Raw genomic sequence first — 18,777 nt, 5'->3', positions numbered from 1 at the left:
TGTACATCCTACTCACAAGCGCTATAACTATTGGTTATAAACTTAATAGCTACCCAATCGTAAATTCTTGCTTAATCGCATTCTTATCCACCCGCTCCGACGACCTTAGCCCTCAGTTGCTCAACCACTTGGGGAGGCACCTGCTTACTCAATCGATTTACGCACTGCTCAAAAGCGAAGGCGATACCGCCAGCTTTATAATTACGAGCCAAGACATCACACTCAGCGTAAAGGTGTTGAGGATCGCCACCCACCTCATAAGCAGTATTGAGCGCTTGACTAGCCGCCAGAACATTGGTTTTTTCCAGCGCCAATCCATAAACGTACCAATAATGTGGATTACGCTTGGCGGTTTCGGCAGCCTGCTTCAAGAGCTTCATCGCTTTATTATCGTTACCGCGCCTTAACCACGCTAAACCCGCACTGTAGGGCAATGCGCTCGATTTAGGCTGAGCTTTCATTCCGGCGCTGAGCACCTCTATCGCTTTGGTTTCCTTATTTTGCGCGCGATACAAATCAGCTAAATTCACGTAGCTATTTTCAAAATAGGGCTCTATCTCTATTGCCTTGTTGTATGCGTCAATCGCCTTATCGGTTTCTCCGAGATCGCGATAGAGATTACCAAGATTGGTTCTGCCAAAGCCCCTATCCGAGTTAAATATCTGAATGCGCTTATAATCATCAAGCGCAGGTTGGAGCTTCTCTTTTTGAAGTGGGTTCATTTCGGAATATGAGCGAACCAAAGCGCCTGCGGCTTCCGCTCGCACAGACAAAACTGGATCACTCAATAAAGGCTCTAGGATTTGCCACCTATCACTAAAGGAGTACCCCGAAGAGCCTGCAATAGCGCCAAGACGGATCATTTCATCATCATGTTTTACCGAACGAGCCAGTGACACTAGGGTATTTTGCCCAGTATTGCCTCCCATTCGCTCAAGTGCCGACGCGCGGATAATATCACTTAGAGAAGAGTCCTGAGCCGAGAATGCCAGGGCATCGGGAGCACCACGATGGCCAATGGCATCAGCGTAGAAAGCAAGCGAGAAATGGCGTTGGTTACGAAAGGTCGAGTTCGGATACCACTTACCGATTTGTGCATCGGCCCATTGCGCCGTTTTGTCCTCGTGACAAGATGTGCAGACATTCGGCGTGTTGATATGCTGACTAAGATCTGGACGTGGCACATGCCAACTATGGTCGCGACGAGGATCAACTTGCATATACGTCGTTTCAGGCATGTGGCAAGTGGTGCATTTTGATGCTTTTGTACCCGCCGTATGGAAAGTATGTTTTTCTGGGCTGTACTCAGATGCCGAATGACACTGCAAGCACACCGCTTCTTCCGCTATCTTGAGCTGTGCATTATGCGGGTCATGACAGTTAGTGCAGGTCACGCCTTTCTTCGCCATCTCAGATTGTAAAAATGATCCATAAACATAGACTTCATCGTATATTTGACCGTCGTAATGATAGAGCTCTGGCGTAATTAAACTCAGACGATATTTGTCAAAAAATGAGTCATTAACATGATCGCCCGTTTCATTGAGCTGTGTTCGTCGACTATGACACTGCGCACAGGTTTGTACTTGCTGGGTCATAACAATCTCTTTGGGCTGTAACGTGCTGTGGCCTTCTTTTTGTACCCATTCTTTCACCGCTTTGGATAAATCGCGGTCAAAACCTAGGTGTCCTATCGCTTGTTTTGAAAGCTTGTCAGATTGCGCCAATTCCATATGCTTACTGGCAGGGCCATGACATGCCTCACAACCAACGTTAATCTCAGACCAAGTAGTAGAGTAAGTATTTAACTGGGCATCATAATTTTTCTGTACATTGGTAGAGTGGCAATCGGCACACATGAAATTCCAGTTTTGTCCTGAATTAGTCCAATAAAACTCATCGGTCGGAGTGGTTTCTGGGTAAAGGTGAAACCAGCGTTGTCCCCCTTCCTCTTTACGTCTTGAGTCCCAAGCAAAAGGCAGTAGTTGGACTCTTCCGTCACCAAACTCAACCATGTATTGCTGAAGCGGTTGCCATCCAAAGGTGTAACTGACTTTATAATCGTGCCAGTTGCCATCCGCACCTTGAACATTCACCCAGTATTGGTCATTTTTACGATAGAAACGATTCGCTTTGCCATTAAAATTGAAAACGTAATCATTGAAGTCACCCAAAACAGACTGCGGATCGGCGTGTTTCATGGCCATATCGTGATGGGAACCTTTCCATGCGGTAAACTGTTTTTGGTGACAATCAACACAAGCTTGAGTACCGACAAAATCAGCCATTAAAGGCTTGGTTGATTGAGAAGTTTCTGAAAACACACTTTGCGTCCACACCAGAAAAATGACGAGCACAAATAGACGTTGTATCGCCTGATTACGACTTGCCCACTGAGTCATGACTGCCCTTATAAGAGTTGTTTTAATTTTTTCTCAGCAAAGATAGAAGATATTTCCTTTCAAATACAACAAATTGCACATCATTAAAGGGAGAACTCATACCAAGATCAAAAAAGGGCCACTGAAGGGCCCTGATAGATTCTATTGACCAATTTACTTGTTATGGCTTTCCTGAAGTTTCTCCATAACTTGATCGAGCGAGAAACTGGCCGCTTTTTGTCTTGGTGGGAACTCAGCAAACGTTTCTAAGAATTTACCCACATACGCTTGCGCCGGTACCAGCATATACGCACGATCTAGCATCCAGTCGTAATAAGTATTGGACGTAATATCTGCAACTTCATACGGATCCATTCTCAGGTTGAAGATCTTAGGTAAACGAAGTGCGACAAAGGGTTCAGCCCAGATTCGCAAAGTACCTTCTACTCTTTGCTCCATAAAGACGATCTTCCAGTTGTTATAGCGAAGAGCGGTAAGATCGCCATCGTCAGAGAAATAGAAGACTTCTTCACGCGGCCCTTTTCTCTCCTCACCGGTTAAATAAGGCAAGAAGTTATAGCCATCAAGGTGAACTTTATAATTAGTTCCACCAACGGACTCGCCTTTGACCAATTTTTCTTTGACATCACTTTGTCCAGCGGCGGCTAAGAAAGTTGGCATCCAATCCATATGATGCATAATTTCATTAGACACACTACCCGCCTTGATTTTACCTGGCCAACGAACCATGGCTGGAACACGGAAGGCGCCTTCCCAGTTAGTGTTCTTCTCGCCACGGAATGGTGTGATACCCGCGTCAGGCCAAGTATTCATGTGAGGGCCATTGTCTGTTGAATAAAAGACGATGGTATTGTCTTTTACGCCAAGCTCGTCGACTTTTTTCAGCAGCTGACCAACATGATTGTCGTGTTCTACCATGGCATCTGCATAGTAGCTGATCCCTGTTTTACCTAAATGCTCTTCTTTAACATGAGTGCGGAAATGCATTCGAGTCGCATTCCACCACACAAAGAAAGGTTTGTTGGCTTTTACTGAACGATCCATAAAATCGAGCGCTGCATCCAGAGTCTCTTCATCGACCGTTTCCATGCGCTTACGAGTTAATGGACCTGTGTCTTCTATCTTTCCGTCCGCATAAGACTTAATCACCCCACGTGGACCAAATTTCTTACGAAACTCAGGATCTTTCGGATAATCTACGTTTTCAGGTTCTTCTTCTGCATTGAGGTGGTAGAGATTACCAAAGAACTCATCAAATCCATGATTGGTGGGAAGATGCTCGTCTTTATCACCAAGGTGATTTTTACCAAATTGCCCTGTCATGTAGCCCAGAGGTTTCAAAAGTTCAGCAATGGTGACGTCTTCGGCTTGTAAACCTAGATCTGCGCCTGGCAGACCGACTTTACTTAAGCCTGTTCTCAATACGGTTTGACCAGTGATAAAGGTTGCACGCCCAGCAGTACAAGATTGCTCACCATAATAATCGGTGAACATCATGCCCTCTTTGGCAATGCTATCTATGTTGGGTGTTTTGTAGCCCACCAAGCCAAACGTATAAGCACTGACGTTGGTTTGCCCGATATCGTCACCCCAAATAACCAGAATGTTGGGTTTGTCTGCGGCGATACTGCTTGTCGTTACGCCAAGTAAAGCCGCGGCAAGAATCGCTAGCCGGCGTTTAACGCCATATTTCACTGTCATATAAACCTCTGTTTGTAATAGAAAATGCTTTGCGCACACAAACTTATAGTCGACAAAACAGATCAATGCGAACCTAGTAGCATAAAAATATCTGAACTCAAACCCAGATCTTATAATCATGATGTCTAAATGAAGTAACGTGATATAAGTCTAGAACCACACACGCTGTCTTTTAATACAAATTCATGTAATACCACTTATAAACAAGTACTTATGAATCTCTATAACCTATGGTTATATGCAGTATAAAGCGACGCTTAGCAAGTAGCGCATTATGTTAGTCAGCAACGAAGTGTTAGCACCCAACACTCGTTTTCAACTTACTAACCAATTTGGAGTTTTTATGGCTAACCAAATGAGCAAGCTTGCTATTGGTATCGGCATACTCGCGACCTCAAGCGCAGCAGTGGCCGCAGATAAACCCAATATTCTCGCGATCTTTGGCGATGATGTGGGTTATTGGAATATCAGTGCGTACAACCAAGGCATGATGGGATACGAAACCCCGAACATAGATCGTATTGCCAATGAAGGCGCACTCTTCACTGATCACTATGGACAACAGTCTTGTACCGCCGGGCGCGCAGCCTTCATAACAGGTGAAGAGCCGTTTCGTACCGGATTGCTCACTATTGGTATGCCAGGATCCTCACATGGAATACCGGATTGGGCACCGACTATCGCCGATCTCCTAAAAGAACAAGGTTATATGACGGCCCAATTTGGTAAAAACCATTTAGGCGATCAAGACCAACACTTGCCTACCAATCATGGGTTTGATGAGTTCTTTGGTAATCTCTACCACCTCAATGCAGAAGAAGAGCCAGAGACTTACTACTATCCTAAAGATCCAGAATTTCGCAAAAACTATGGTCCGCGCGGGGTAATTAAATCCTTTGCTGACGGCAAAATTGAAGACACTGGCCCTATGACGCGAAAGCGTATGGAACATGCTGACGAAGAGTTCCTCGAAACCTCACTCGCCTTTATGGAGAAAGCGGTCAAGGCAGACAAGCCTTTCTTTATCTGGCATAACACCACACGCATGCATGTTTGGACGCGTTTACAAGAGAAGTATCGCGGCAAGTCTGGAGTCAGTATCTATGCTGACGGCATGCTAGAGCATGATGACCAAGTCGGCATCTTACTCGATAAGCTCGATGAACTCGGCGTTGCTGACAATACCATTGTCATCTATTCAACCGATAACGGGGCAGAAACCGTGACTTGGCCAGACGGCGGTGCCACTCCTTTCCATGGAGAAAAAGGCACCACGTGGGAAGGCGGCATGCGAGTCCCTCAGTTGGTTCGCTGGCCAGGTGTGATCAAACCAGGATCCAAGTATAACGATATGATGGCTCACCAAGACTGGTTACCTACCCTACTTTCCGCCGCTGGTGTCCCAGATGTCAAAGAGAAATTGGCCAAAGGATATAAAGCAAACGGCAAGAATTGGCGCGTTCATATTGATGGCTACAACTTCATGCCTTACTTCCAAGGCAAACAAGAGAAAGGTCCACGTGAATCTCTGATGTATTTCTCATCCAATGGTGAGCTTAATGCCGTGAGATGGAATGATTGGAAACTCAACTTTGCCACTATGGAAGGGAATATTTCTGACGCAACACGAGCTACGCCGAACTGGCCTCAGATCATTCACTTGCGCGCCGACCCGTTTGAGAAAGCGCCGAAGGAATCAGGGATGTATCTGAGATGGATGGCAGACAATATGTGGCTATTTGTTCCAATCCAAGATGTGGTTGGCAAATTCACCAGCACGCTTCAAGACTACCCGCTGCAACAAGGTGAAACCATGAATCCAGCTGATATGAGCTATCGCTCGCTCTCTTTGCAGCAAAAGCTGAAGCAGCTTGATGAACTAAAAAAGCAGTAGTCCAAGAATAGGTCCTAAGCGCAGGGACGCGCTACCTTAAGGCTTAACTTAAGGCCAACAATGACGCCGCTTAATCAGCAGGCGTCATCCAACACAGTGTCCATTAATGGTATAGAAATTTGCAGGTTTACCATGAAAACAATTAATAAATTCATTGCTGTAGCGCCAATGATACTGATCAGCAGCGCCCATGCCGGCGGGCTCTACCTTTACGAAACATCAACCACGGATATCGGGTTAGCCTCTGCTGGTATGGCAGCTAGAGCCCAAGATTCTTCAGTTATCGCGGCCAACCCCGCTGGCCTTGCCAATGTAGAAGGACAGTCTTTTTCAGGTAACTTTATCAACCTCTACGGCGATGCCACTCTGGATACCATAGGCGGCGGTGATGCAGGCAATACGATTCGATATGTGCCTTTAGGCTCAGCTTTCTACAGCCAGCAGCTCAACGATAAATGGACAGTCGGCGCGGGCTTTTACGGTAACTACGGCTTAGGCCTACAATATGAGCATTTATTTTCTCGTTTAGAAATACCTAGTGCGACCACTCAAGCACTGACATTCCAACCGTCGGCGTCATACCGAGTCAACGAGCAATTATCTGTGGGAGCCTCGTTAGGCATTCACTACGGCATTTTCGACTTAGAAGCACACTCAACTAATTCAAACGCAGTCAACATCGACCAACACGACACCGATGTCCAAGTTAATGGCAAATTAGGTTTATTATACGAATTTAGTTCTGACACTCGAATTGGTTTAGCTTACACCAACGAAACTGAATTTGAATTTGATACCAGTGACGCACTTGCGCCTCAACAGGTCATCTTCAGCGCCTTCCACAATATCAACGATAAACTTGCTGTAATGGGTAACCTCAATTGGCAAGACTGGAGTGATTACCAAACCATAATGGGCGCAGACACTCAAGATACCTATCAAGTCGCCCTTGGCACTCAATACAAAGTTAATCAGCGTTTAACATGGAACGCAGGCTTTGCTTATGATTCGAGCATGTATGCCGATCAATCCCATGGCGATATCACCATCCCAGCCGGTAAAGCTTATCGTATAGGATCAGGCATCGACTACCGATTAGATAATACCAATACCCTTTCTATCGCGCTAGAAGCGACCTTGATTGATTCGTCAGAGTTCCAAGGACCAAATGGTAGTACCATCGCGCAATTTAATGACCCAGCGCTGTACTTTCTCAGCTTAGGTTACAGCTGGAACAGCAAATAAATCGCTGCTCTATTACCAAATTTAGAGGATAATTATAAATATATAACATGAATTTTCAACTCAATAATATCTATTAATTACTTAATAATAACCAAAATTAATACTTTAGTTAGTAGAATGACTTAACAGGGCTGAAGAGCCGAAGACTCAGAGGCATTAATCAGATCATTAGTAAAAAATCAAGAATTTTATTAAACGTGAATTTGTGAGTATATACAGAGATACGCACGCTATTTTGATTTATAATTTAATCACAGGATTACTAAAATAAATCATGTTCAAATGATATTTGAAAGCCCCTATCAACAATCATAGAGATTGAAACATCTACATTAAAAAAGGATTTAGTAATGTCTACTCAACTAAGATCGATATTGAAACATGCCAAACACTCTTTTTGGGATGAACCTAGATATATAAAAAACACTAAAATCGACTTTGAGGGACGAGATGAGTTTCAAAAAAACGTGCTAGAAGCCGTAAATGAAAAGGGCTACTACCTCGCTTCAGAGTATTTCGATAAGGAAACGACCCAAATTATGCTTGACGCTGCTAAAAAGCACTCCGGTAAAACGGCTCAAGATGATAAGTTACACTTATCTTTTCCAGATTACGGTGTAGAAAGGTACTTAGCAGCAGATAGAAGGAATGAATTATCCCCTTTCTTTTGTGAGTACTTTGACGAAATAGGAGCAAGTTACCTAGGAGGGCATGGTACCAGGTATCAAAGTATGTTTGAAGTGAAAGGCACCATAGGTAAACGTTCCTCAGCAGACATTCCTCACTTTGATGATTGGAGGAAACGATTCAAGATATTCTTATATTTAAATGATGTAGGTAAGGAGAATTGCCCCTTTGTAATTTATGAAAATAGTTATTCTCGTGACCCCGCACGCAAGCACAAGGAATTAGAGTATGTTCTCTCAGGAAAAAATGGCTCGTACGGACATTTGTGTTCAAATGAGGAGTTAAAATTACTCGAAAACCCTAGAGTAACCAAAATATCAGTAGAGGCAAAGGCAGGTTCGGTAATTTTTGTTGATACTCGTTTTATTCATCGTGGTACAGCTTCTATCAAAGGAGATAATAGACTTTTACTAGGTAGTTACTTTGACCTTCGATAAGTGGTGAGCTTCAAAAACAATTTAAGTAAGAATTATGGCCTAAAGAAACTAAAGAAACTAAAGAAACTAAAGAAAAGGTAATGTTGAGAAGCCTGTGTCATTTCTGTAATATGCATATAAGAGAAATGAAATATGATTAGATAAACCGAACTATATTATATCATTGAAGTTCTTCAATCAAGCTAAAACTTGGCAGGAAAAATCGGCTTCTTACCTCCTTTGGTCAAATAGATTACCAAACTGCTTTAAAGCCTAACTTCGAGCAGCAACTAGATGATAACGATCAGTCTAAACGTCAAAATGGTCCAACAAAGAAACCTACTAAGTTTTCAGGCATAATTAACTTAGATACTCCATAATATTAACTAGGCAATACCATCGCGCAATTTAATGACCCAGCGCTGTACTTTCTCAGCTTAGGTTACAGTTGGAACAGTCATTAAAGCGCTCCCCCCACTTACCCACTCTCATCACCAGCTACTAAACCTAGCTGGTGATTTTTCGATAATCTTCATCGACTTATTAACAAGAGTTAAATAAAAATTAGTGATATATTACTTGGAAAATTATTATTCTAAGGTTTTTAACTGTGCGTCAATTACTCTATTCATTATGTTTCCTCGTTTTGATGCTTTCGTTCTCCGCGAAGGCGCTTAAGGGAGTCACAATTCGTTGGGATAATGACAACCCGACACGTCTTCAAACCGAGTTTGACAATCTTCCGCTTCAAGAAATAAAACAAGCTGCAAATAACGGCAGTGATTCGGCACAGCTCTATCTCGGCCAAGCTTATGAGCTCGGCAACCAAGTTGAACTTGACTACTACAAAGCCAAAAACTGGTATCAAAAAGCGGCTGAGCAAGGAAACAAGTATGCTCAAGACAAGCTTGGCTGGATGCATGAAAGCGGAAACATGCCATTTCAAAATATCGCAACGTCTGCTCGTTGGTATAGAAAAGCCGCTGATCAGGGCTATGCGCCTGCTCAAAACAGCCTAGCTTTTACTTACAAGCGAAGTGGAACTCAACTTGGCTACCAAAAAGCTATGGCTCTGTATAAGAAATCGGCCCAGCAAGGCTTTGCACCTGCACAACGAAATATTGGTCTTTTATACGCAAACGGCCAAGGGGTCGAACTCGATTATACCAAAGCCAAACATTGGTATTTGCTTGCCGCAAACAATGGTGATGGCGCAGCCGCTAATTTTTTAGGCTTGATGTATCGAAATGGCCAAGGTGTTAAGCAAAATAAACAAACTGCTAAAGAGTGGTTTCAAACAGCCGCACAGAGAAACAATTACCAGGGCATGCAAAACTACCTTGCGCTTAATAAGCTGACATATCAACAAGCTGACACACTGGCAAAAGCAGGCGACCCGAATGCCCAACTGCAGTTATGTCATATGTACTTTAACGGCGATGAAATAGAGGTAAGTTATAAAAAGGCGGTGCACTGGTGCACTCAATCTGCCATCGGTGGCCAAATTAACGCACAACAAGATCTCGCAAGAATGTTTTTTGGTGGATTGATTGTTAAGCAAAGCTATGAAAGCGCCTATGTATGGGCAAAAATCGCATCAACCAACAACAGAGATATGGACTCACTTCTCAATACGATCAAACAAGAACTTTCTATAGAAAAAACGGCTCAAGCGGAAAGAACCTATCGAGACTGCCTAAATAGCAAACTAAGTAAAACTTATTGCCCTATTCCGACACTGATACAGTGAGTTAGTACCGCTCATTGGCGCTAAGGTCGAGTTTACATCCCATGACTTAAACCCTTGCGCCAAACTGAGCTCTGGTAAGGCATCAACAAACTGGCCTGGCATGGCATGGCATGGCATGGCATGGCCTATATTCTGGCGCTTGATGTCACTATCGAAAGAAGCACCAATTTCATTTAACGACATCAAAAATTTAACTCTTTACCTACTTTTCTAAGGTTAAACAAGTCTACATTATTTGAGAGTTTCTTCAGTTGCTCAGCATCAATCCCATCTATAAATTTTGAGTCTGGCTTGGCGAACGCTCCCAGCCCCGAAAAGAACTTAATTAACGTTTTATTTTCACTTTGAGTCAAAGACTGCATCAAAGCGTCCGATTCTCGCTTTGAACAGCCATACAGCTTCTCTTGATAGAGGTAAAATGTAACTCCCTTTTTCTTCTCCATATCCAAAGACTGGAACCAAGAATTATCAGGAAAACTTGCTGTGCTTTCTTCTGTCATGGCCACACATTTATCTGTTTTCTCAACCCAAGCGGTAATTGACTGTTCCGTATCTGCTTGAGCAGCACATCCAGTTAATAAAGCGATAGACGCCACAAGTTTATATAGCTGCATTACTGACGCACTCCCAAAACTTTTTTTCTTTACCCGCTGTTTCCCATGACATTTGGCTAGCTACAAAATGTATTCCAATTTGGAGGTTCATCTTTGGGTATTATCAAAGAAATCACAACATCAAATACGAATGCTAATATACCTACCGAAGTTGCAAATATGCATAAAACGTTATTGTCGATAAACAGCCTTAGCGAAGTGACTAACTGAAGAAGTAAATATATGAAGCCACAATAAAAAACAACCAGTTTAGCCACATAAAAATATCAAATGACCAAGCTTTATTTCTCCTACGATGCCGTATAAATGGATAAGCAAGAATGAAAACCGTAAAGATTCCACCCGCACCAATGCCGCTCAGTGAGTGTTGGTGTCTATCTTTAAACAACTCAGGATCTTTGGCCAGACACTCGACCAGATTATTCACATGTCTTCTGTCTCCGAGCCCAAATATCAGAGAGTAATAAAAGTACACAAACATCCAGACAAGGGAGAATGTAACCAACGTAGAAAATAGAATATTCATTCACTGCCCATCACTAATGGTCACTCATCCAATATTAGGCAGAACATCAATATCGCAAAGCCTAATACCGATACATTTACCAAATATGAGAATACCTTATAAATAGTTTCGTATCGGCCATAAGACCTTCCTGCACGTTCGCGCCAATCCAGAATCTCACATCTTGGAATGTTCCAAACGAACCTCAGCATTAGATAAACGTACCACGCATAGGCAGCTGAACTGGCAAAAACCCAAGAAAAATTACTGTCTAGCATTAATTTTGCTCTTGTGCGGAATTTCTTTGGTGCACTAACAGCGATAGCTTCAATCATCTCAAATCTTTTATGCCTAAGCTTTAAAGAGAGAAAAATATTAATAAAAAGCCAAGGAAGAAATGTTGGTAAAAACAACGTGAAACCAAGTTTGAAAAGAATATCAATCAAAGATAATTTCCTCTAACTTTTACTCACTTGAATTCAGGTATATTATTCGACTTTACATCAAAAATAGTAGTCAAATAAAGTTTCTTAGTAGGCACTCATTGATAATAAACACAGCAATGCCAGCCAATGTTAAGTTGAGAAGCATTGTAGATAACCAATAAAGACGATAATTGGACCCTAAGATTTCACAGATATCTTTCTGCCATTTCACAATATCATCAGAAGGTATCTGCCATGCAATTCTCAACATAGGATATACAAACCAAATATAACTACAAGCACTACCAGCAAGCTCCTCGCGAGTAATCTGCTGCTCAAGATAAACTAAGCTTTGGTCTTCGACTTTTTTACCACTTAACTTCCAGTAAACTAGAATGGCACTTTGAACGATATTGAAGCCCTGTTCATCATTAAGCTTGTCGTGGGTAGAACAAGTGGCGTAAAAAGCCCACTTTTTATCTCCTAACAACTTATATTCTTGGACTAATTGCCCATTATGAAAATGATAGTAATAGCCTTGAGTTGGAAGTCCCAAACGTTCACCCAACTGCACCGAAGGAATGACTGGGATAAACGCGTCCTCAATAATACTTGACCCAATCGGGTAAACCTTAACTCTTTCTAGAATGCTTACCCCCATCGAATAAGCCGCAACTTTCGCCACAAGTTGCTTTGGCTCATCAACCGCCATTTTCGTAGTGTACTTTGTTCCGTGGTCGGTTACGGTCTGCTCCCAACGCCCGAGAGCTTGTTCTTGCTTAGTTTTAGCTAGCTGAAACTCACAACCAACCTTACTTTTAAATACCTTGTGGGAACATGCGATTTCAAAGCTGTACTCGTATTCAAGTTTTGGTTGTTCATCAAGATTAGCTGGCCGAATTGGTTCCGGTGTGTATGTGTCTTCGATATTCGGAGTATATCCAGTGCTGCGAAAGCCGCCTGCATTACCTTTGACAGACTTCGCTAAGTTGGCTCTAGACAGCTTCTGGAGAAAGTACCACTTGCCCCTGTGACGATAGACTCCAAGATTTACTCAGCGCATCACGGCACATTAAAGGACTTGCAGGTGAATGAGTCAGCAAGGCTAATTCACCTTGCTTGAGTTTATCGATAAAATGGCGATGATTCATCCCGTGAGGAATCGCTGATTTTAATGCCCGCTCGTCTAAATTTTCAAAGTTTCCTTCAACTTGACCGAATTCATACGCCATCAATTCAGTTAATCGTACACTTTTATAACTTACAACAAACTCTAACTCAGATTAAACTGCGCCAATAGTATCTAATTGTCTGAATTAAATGTTATTTACATTATAAATTTACTGAATTGAGTTTAGATTCTGTGAGTTTGATTCATGGTTGTGATGCTTTTATTGTGTGTTTTTATTAGGCATACTGAGATTAGAAACATTGAAATCTACTTGACTCCACTGTCTTTCAAACGTAAACATCTAGCCAGTGAAACAATACAACCTATGATAAGAAAGATATGTTTCCTGCTCCTCGGTAAAGCTTCCAACATTGAGTGGGTATTTAACGCCCCATACATGCAGTACTGACACCACTTTTTCGCTCGCGACTAACAAATCCCCATTTTGGGCAAACGAAATCCATCCTTTATCAAATAGCTTATCTATGTGGGGAGATAGCAAAAGACCATTATTACCATCTAAACGTTCTTGATTATTACAATCTCTCCAAGGTTTACAATGGCTTGCAATTAGAAACGACTTTTGTTTTAAACCGGTCACTCGGCAACGAGTTTCAATACGCTCAAGGTTTTTCCTATATCTACCTTGGCCCTTTCTTGCAGTGATTAGTTGTTCCTTTTCAGTTCCGGTAATACTACGATCCAACCGAATGGCATCTACAACATTCGCTTCGCGAACTTCATATACAGGGTCATCATCTAAGTAATATGATGCGTTGCCATATTCGAAACTCGCGAGTTCGAAAAGAGTATGTGCTAGATCTTCACTAATACTTGCTAAATAACAGCCCTGATTTCCATTTCCTGATTTCTGAATGGGAGAGTATTTTTCTGGGAGGTATGGTCCAATTTGTTCAATATGATCTTTCGGCCGAAAGGGCTTATCAAAAACCATCCAATCTACTTTGACTAACCAACCCTCATTATCCCAATAGCTTCCTTTATCACCAAAATCATCTGGTTTAGCCGCAGAAATGCATGACTCTATAACTTCGCCGGCCGCTCTTATTTCAGCAAATGCAAAAGAAAACACAATATCCCCGACTCGAGTCTGGCGCATATTTTCGTAACTTTGGTTTCTGGCACCATTAGCATTTGTCTTTGGCGACCAAATGTAACCACCTGCAATTTCTTCTTTGTAAGTCTGCTTATGATTAACCCACCAGTACATATTCCACTCTAGTTGCATATAAAACTTAATGCCGAGTGTTGCACATCCTTCTTATAAATCCTATATATTACCTCTTAAATTATTGAAATTATTTAAAAATAAGAGGTTCATCCACTGTTATGGTTGGACTATACGTACTTAATATTAGACTTTTACAAATAGCATCACAGTCGACCGATAGTGATCTCCTTTGTATGAATACCATGTATCCATTATTTCTACCCAACAACAGACCATTTACCAGAGGCTATTACTCACAAATAACTCGCAAACTTGCAGTAGCCCCCAAACAGTGTGTTGTTCGACTGTCGCCACTTTGTCGCCTTTACCAAATTTCAGGTAAAAAAAGAGCCACTAAAAAGTGGCTCAATTTCTATAAATTAAAACAATCGTTTTATAGATTACTCTTTCCCGAACACGTTATTCTCTTGCTCTTGTACACGGATAAAAGTTGTGCGTTTGGTAAGCTCTTTAAGCTTTGCTGCGCCTACGTAGGTGCAGGTTGAGCGCACGCCACCAAGGATGTCTGAAATAGTGCCGTGAACACTGCCACGAAATGGCAATAATACGGTTTTCCCTTCGGCTGCACGGTACTGGGCTACCCCGCCGGAATGTTTCTTCATCGCCGACTCTGAAGACATGCCGTAAAATTTCATCATGGTTTGGCCGTCTTTTTCGATCAGTTCGCCGCCTGATTCCTCGTGACCGGCTAACATGCCGCCAAGCATCACAAAATCGGCGCCGCCGCCGAAGGCTTTTGCTACATCGCCCGCGCATGAACAGCCACCGTCACCAATGATCATACCACCAAGGCCATGAGCCGCATCACCACATTCAATAATGGCTGAAAGCTGAGGATAACCAACACCTGTTTTCACTCGCGTGGTACAGACAGAGCCAGGACCGATGCCGACTTTTACGATATCTGCACCAGCTAAAATCAGCTCTTCACACATGTCGCCCGTAACCACATTACCAGCTGAAATCACTTTATCTGGAAAGGCGACTCTGACTTTTTCAATGTATTCAACCAGATGCTCCGAGTAGCCATTAGCAATATCGATACAGATAAAGATAAGCTCATCGCTTAGCGCCATAATGTCTTTGGTCTTTTGAAAATCAGCTTCCGAGGTACCAGTTGAAACCATGACGTTTTTCAGCGTTTGGCTATCGGCACTTTTAACAAACTCAGCCCAATCATCAACCGTGTAATGCTTGTGAACCGCGGTCATCACACCATGCTCGGCAAGCGCTTTGGCCATTGCAAAGCTACCGACAGAGTCCATATTGGCTGCAATTACAGGGGTGCCTGACCATTGACGGCCGCTGTGCTTGAAGGTAAACTCGCGGGTTAATTCAACTTGAGAACGGCTTTTGAGCGTTGATCGCTTTGGGCGAAAGAGTACGTCTTTAAAACCTAACTTAAGTTCTTGTTCGATACGCATTGTGCATTTCCTTGATTCGATAGTGTAAGTGTCACTGACAAACTGCGGTGTAAAAGCGTTGGCAGACGCGATTACTGTTTTTCGGACACAAAAAAACCGGAGCGTTGGCAGACGCTCCGGTTTTCAGCATTATAGGCTGTGATTTATTTCCCGCAAGACTGATATTTGCAATTTTTTTGTGGTACCATTTCGAATGTCTGCAAACCAAATTTCACCGCAAGACTGCTTTGTCATCACCCCTGTCTACCTCTTTTAATCATTAGCCAAAAACCGTATATGTGGCAACAAATCACTAGCGCATAACCCTCGTTGTCCGTTTTTCTCAGCATCTTTGTCTGCTGCAAGGCTATGAATCATCACCCCTTTTACTGCCGCACTCAAAGTATTGTCGCCTTGAGCCAACAAACCTATGATCACCCCAGTAAGCACATCTCCCATTCCTGCGCTCGCCATTCCAGGGTTGCCCGCATTGCAAACATACATAGATTTACCATCGAATATTAAGGTGCCCGCCCCTTTTAGAACAATTACGCCGCCGTATTGAGCATGCAGTTTTTCTATCGCTCGGTATCGATCGCTTTCAATGTCATTAATCGAACAACCAAGCAATCTAGCGGCTTCGCCAGGATGAGGCGTGAGAATTCTTTGGTTATCTTTGCTGGGATGAGAAGCCAATAGGTTTAATGCATCGGCATCAAATACTTTATTAAGCTTTAATGAGCAGACGCTATCAAGCATCTTTTTTGCAGCGCTGTCAGTGCCAAGCCCAGGCCCTATCGCGATACAATCACACCAATGATTAAGCCTATGTTCTAGCTGGTTTTTATCTTCCCACGACGCCGCCATTACTTCAGGGCAAGCAATGATTGAGGCAAGCGTATTATCTGGGTGAGTGAGAAGTGCGGTTAACCCTGCCCCAACTCGCATACAGGCTTGACTGCTTAGCAATGCAGCGCCGCCCATACCTTGGTTTCCACCAATAATGAGTGCTTTCCCATGGTGACCTTTATGAGCAGACTTGCGTCGTTTTTCTAAAGGCGCAAAATCACAAACAGAATTAAGAAGGTGCGCTATTGGGTTGTTTTGCTTATCAAACACATCTTCAACGCCCAAACCGCAAAAATGAACTTCGCCTACATAATCACGTGATTGACCCGTAAACAGGCCACATTTAAGGCCAATAAAGGACACCGTATGCTTGGCATTAATACTCACTCCCAAACTTCGGCCAGTATCACTGGATAGCCCTGATGGCACATCGACAGACACAATGTCTGCGCCACTATTGTTCAATTTTTCTATCAGTTGAGCAGCGCTGGGTCTTACTTCACCTTTGAGACCAGTTCCGAGCAGAGCATCAATAATACAGTCAAAGGCTAATTCTTGGTCAAGATCCGGCGCTTGCGTCTCACCACCTGCGGCGAGAAAATCATGATATGCGGTTAGCGCATCACCAGAGAGCTTGTCTTTATCAACACTTTGCCAGACACAAACCTGCATTCCGGCCTCAAGGGCTAACTTAGCAATCACATAACCATCACCACCGTTGTTACCACCACCACATACCACCAGCACTCGGCTGCAATCTGGGTATTGGTGACACATTAGATCAAATACCGCCTTTCCCGCCCTAAGCATTAGCTCATACATAGCAATGGACTTAGCTTTTGCCGCCTTTACTTCTCCTGACTTAACCTGTTCAGCGCGATAAAGCGGAATACTTGATGACATGTGTTCTCCTAAAAGTAATAAGGGCCAGACTAATCTGACCCTTATTTAATCATATCTGCGATATCATTTACTTTGATTAAGTACACTTAACGCCTCTGAAGTCGCATCTTGTATGGATAAAAACAAAGACTTTATTTCGCCCGTCGGGGTTCTCATTGGGTTCAACGTGATATTTTGATACATGTATTTCGCTTGTTGGGTAACAGGTCGAACATTTCGGCACTTGAATAAGTATTGGCGCTGATGCCAAGTAATAAAGCTACGACAACCAAGATCATAGACAGGCTTGGTTTTCATTTTAAACCACTCTTCTGGGATTTCAGGAAAAATTTCAAAAATGGATTTATCAATCGCATCATGACCATGCATACCACTGTGGTGAGTCATAAAGCCATTCCAAACTTGAACTTTGTATTCTCTGTTAATGACTATCAAACCCATGTCGACGTTTTGTACCATATCGACCATCCAGTGAAACTGCTCAAATTCGGCAGGAAGGTTGACCATCAGAAGTCCTCCATTAAGTAGGATAACTTGTCGTCGAGTAATGGAAGCGATTCATCAACGAACATAAACAATAAATCACAGCGAATTGCCGTACCATCAATGTTGTAGCTCACTTCAAAAGTCATGGTCTTTTGAAACGCGCCTTCTGTATTTTGAATAATCGAGTCTATTGAAATATGTTGACCTAACAGCTCTGGTGAACTTTGAAAAAAACGCACTTCCGCTTGCTTACCCAAGCCATTAAGAAACGAGCCTACCAAGATATTCGACACATCCATCAGCAGTTCTAGCTCTTCAAGCTCTTCACTTTCAGCAGGCACCTTCATCAATTTTTTAAGGTCGCACACACTCGAGTCACTCAAGAGCACGAGAGCTTCCCCTGCTAACCCTTCACCGCTAAAGCCTTGACAGACTCCAGACACTTGGTCGTTATCGGCCAGATCTCTTAGCGCCATTTGCAGTTCACTGACTTCCAATATATTCACGTTCGGTAGTGGAAGGTGCACAAATACGTCAAAATGCCGTGCAAGCGCATCCGCCGCGACACCAATCGCAACGTTTGCTACCTCTCGGTATATATCACGACGTTTAAGGACAGGCAGATCAAGTGGCGCAGGAGCGACCATTTGCGGCTGAGATGGAGGTTCAACCAGCTCTTTCAGCACACCATTAAGTATGTCTTTGTCTATCGGCTTCTGGATAAAAGCTTTGGCGCCAGAAGCCATCACACGTTCTTTCGCCTTGGGCTGAATATCCCCCGAAACCACCACAACTTTGATGTCAATGCCGCGAGCCTGAATCTCATCTAAAGTACCAAAGCCATCAAGTTCAGGCATGGTTAAATCAAGAAACATGATTTTAAAGTCGTTCTGTTCCAACTGCTCCAAAGCGTCAAGGCCATGAACAGCAAAAGTGATGTCTGCATTTAAAGCGGGGGGCAGTGATCGCGCCATTTGCTTGCGGGCGAGCGCAGAGTCATCACAGATGAGAACAGGTAAAGACATGAATGCACCTAATCAATAATATTTTTATCAATAGTTTCAGTGTAACAGA

General features: G+C 43.0%; 14 protein-coding genes and 1 pseudogene. 4 read left to right on the top strand and 11 right to left on the bottom strand.

Annotation, left to right across the window (positions count from 1 at the left end; translation table 11 throughout):
* Positions 1-83: 83 nt before the first annotated feature.
* The gene (locus tag MHN79_RS13145; protein ID WP_239173262.1) at positions 84-2,402 is read right to left on the bottom strand and encodes a cytochrome c3 family protein; all 2,319 of its coding nucleotides are present in this window, start codon (positions 2,400-2,402) and stop codon (positions 84-86) included.
* A 153-nt stretch (positions 2,403-2,555) separates the two neighbouring features.
* Complete coding sequence (locus tag MHN79_RS13140) at positions 2,556-4,103, bottom strand: arylsulfatase (RefSeq protein ID WP_239173261.1); 1,548 nt, start codon at positions 4,101-4,103, stop codon at positions 2,556-2,558.
* Positions 4,104-4,446: 343 nt separating this feature from the next.
* On the opposite strand from MHN79_RS13140, the gene MHN79_RS13135 reads away from it, so the two are divergent.
* The 4 genes from MHN79_RS13135 to MHN79_RS13120 all read left to right on the top strand — a co-directional run bounded on the left by MHN79_RS13135 (position 4,447) and on the right by MHN79_RS13120 (position 10,095).
* The gene (locus MHN79_RS13135) at positions 4,447-5,997 is read left to right on the top strand and encodes an arylsulfatase (RefSeq protein WP_239173310.1); all 1,551 of its coding nucleotides are present in this window, start codon (positions 4,447-4,449) and stop codon (positions 5,995-5,997) included.
* Between the two features lie 132 nt (positions 5,998-6,129).
* Complete coding sequence (locus MHN79_RS13130) at positions 6,130-7,242, top strand: outer membrane protein transport protein (protein WP_239173260.1); 1,113 nt, start codon at positions 6,130-6,132, stop codon at positions 7,240-7,242.
* Between the two features lie 350 nt (positions 7,243-7,592).
* Entirely contained in the window at positions 7,593-8,366 is a 774-nt protein-coding gene (locus MHN79_RS13125; protein ID WP_160928043.1) for a hypothetical protein, read from the top strand.
* A 589-nt stretch (positions 8,367-8,955) separates the two neighbouring features.
* A complete protein-coding gene (locus tag MHN79_RS13120) occupies positions 8,956-10,095 on the top strand; it encodes a tetratricopeptide repeat protein (RefSeq protein WP_239173259.1) in 1,140 nt (379 codons plus the stop codon).
* Here the strand turns inward: MHN79_RS13120 and MHN79_RS13115 are convergent.
* From MHN79_RS13115 to MHN79_RS13075, 9 genes and pseudogenes are all read right to left on the bottom strand, one after another.
* A complete protein-coding gene (locus MHN79_RS13115; protein ID WP_239173258.1) occupies positions 10,054-10,278 on the bottom strand; it encodes a hypothetical protein in 225 nt (74 codons plus the stop codon). The two genes, MHN79_RS13120 and MHN79_RS13115, sit on opposite strands and share 42 nt — an antisense overlap.
* Complete coding sequence (locus MHN79_RS13110; RefSeq protein WP_239173257.1) at positions 10,278-10,709, bottom strand: hypothetical protein; 432 nt, start codon at positions 10,707-10,709, stop codon at positions 10,278-10,280. Before MHN79_RS13110 ends, MHN79_RS13115 begins: the two co-directional genes overlap by 1 nt.
* 546 nt (positions 10,710-11,255) lie before the next feature.
* Positions 11,256-11,660, bottom strand: coding sequence for a hypothetical protein (locus MHN79_RS13105; RefSeq protein ID WP_239173256.1), 405 nt, complete (start codon positions 11,658-11,660; stop codon positions 11,256-11,258).
* A 289-nt stretch (positions 11,661-11,949) separates the two neighbouring features.
* Positions 11,950-12,871: pseudogene (locus MHN79_RS13100) on the bottom strand (LysM peptidoglycan-binding domain-containing protein); the annotation flags it as partial.
* Positions 12,872-13,111: 240 nt separating this feature from the next.
* A complete protein-coding gene (locus MHN79_RS13095) occupies positions 13,112-14,041 on the bottom strand; it encodes an HNH endonuclease (protein WP_239173255.1) in 930 nt (309 codons plus the stop codon).
* 401 nt (positions 14,042-14,442) lie between these two features.
* Positions 14,443-15,486: a GMP reductase gene (locus tag MHN79_RS13090; protein WP_160928053.1), complete on the bottom strand. Its 1,044-nt coding sequence runs from the start codon at positions 15,484-15,486 to the stop codon at positions 14,443-14,445.
* Positions 15,487-15,738: 252 nt separating this feature from the next.
* Positions 15,739-17,217, bottom strand: a complete 1,479-nt coding sequence (locus tag MHN79_RS13085; RefSeq protein ID WP_239173254.1) for an NAD(P)H-hydrate dehydratase — start codon at positions 17,215-17,217, stop codon at positions 15,739-15,741.
* Between the two features lie 63 nt (positions 17,218-17,280).
* Positions 17,281-17,724 carry a PAS domain-containing protein gene (locus MHN79_RS13080; RefSeq protein ID WP_160928057.1) on the bottom strand — a complete coding sequence of 148 codons (444 nt, stop codon included), beginning with the start codon at positions 17,722-17,724 and terminating at the stop codon, positions 17,281-17,283.
* Positions 17,724-18,728 (bottom strand): response regulator, encoded by a 1,005-nt coding sequence (locus MHN79_RS13075; RefSeq protein ID WP_239173253.1) that lies wholly within the window; start codon positions 18,726-18,728, stop codon positions 17,724-17,726. Before MHN79_RS13075 ends, MHN79_RS13080 begins: the two co-directional genes overlap by 1 nt.
* Between the last annotated feature and the right edge of the window lie 49 nt (positions 18,729-18,777).

Origin of the sequence: Vibrio sp. Of14-4 (genome assembly GCF_022347625.1) — a bacterium.
GTDB classification, from domain to species: Bacteria; Pseudomonadota; Gammaproteobacteria; order Enterobacterales; family Vibrionaceae; genus Vibrio; species Vibrio pristinus.
Note: the sequence above shows the minus strand (reverse complement) of the source record. Positions and strands in the feature narration are given on the sequence as shown.

Excerpts from the sequence above, each read along its gene's own strand:
- MHN79_RS13095 (WP_239173255.1), bottom strand. The coding sequence starts at position 14,041 with ATGTACTGGTGGGTTAATCATAAGCAGACTTACAAAGAAGAAATTGCA.
- MHN79_RS13080 (WP_160928057.1), bottom strand. The coding sequence starts at position 17,724 with ATGGTCAACCTTCCTGCCGAATTTGAGCAGTTTCACTGGATGGTCGAT.
- MHN79_RS13115 (WP_239173258.1), bottom strand. The coding sequence starts at position 10,278 with ATGTCGTTAAATGAAATTGGTGCTTCTTTCGATAGTGACATCAAGCGC.
- MHN79_RS13090 (WP_160928053.1), bottom strand. The coding sequence starts at position 15,486 with ATGCGTATCGAACAAGAACTTAAGTTAGGTTTTAAAGACGTACTCTTT.
- MHN79_RS13125 (WP_160928043.1), top strand. The coding sequence starts at position 7,593 with ATGTCTACTCAACTAAGATCGATATTGAAACATGCCAAACACTCTTTT.
- MHN79_RS13135 (WP_239173310.1), top strand. The coding sequence starts at position 4,447 with ATGGCTAACCAAATGAGCAAGCTTGCTATTGGTATCGGCATACTCGCG.
- MHN79_RS13075 (WP_239173253.1), bottom strand. The coding sequence starts at position 18,728 with ATGTCTTTACCTGTTCTCATCTGTGATGACTCTGCGCTCGCCCGCAAG.
- MHN79_RS13130 (WP_239173260.1), top strand. The coding sequence starts at position 6,130 with ATGAAAACAATTAATAAATTCATTGCTGTAGCGCCAATGATACTGATC.
- MHN79_RS13145 (WP_239173262.1), bottom strand. The coding sequence starts at position 2,402 with ATGACTCAGTGGGCAAGTCGTAATCAGGCGATACAACGTCTATTTGTG.
- MHN79_RS13140 (WP_239173261.1), bottom strand. The coding sequence starts at position 4,103 with ATGACAGTGAAATATGGCGTTAAACGCCGGCTAGCGATTCTTGCCGCG.
- MHN79_RS13085 (WP_239173254.1), bottom strand. The coding sequence starts at position 17,217 with ATGTCATCAAGTATTCCGCTTTATCGCGCTGAACAGGTTAAGTCAGGA.
- MHN79_RS13110 (WP_239173257.1), bottom strand. The coding sequence starts at position 10,709 with ATGCAGCTATATAAACTTGTGGCGTCTATCGCTTTATTAACTGGATGT.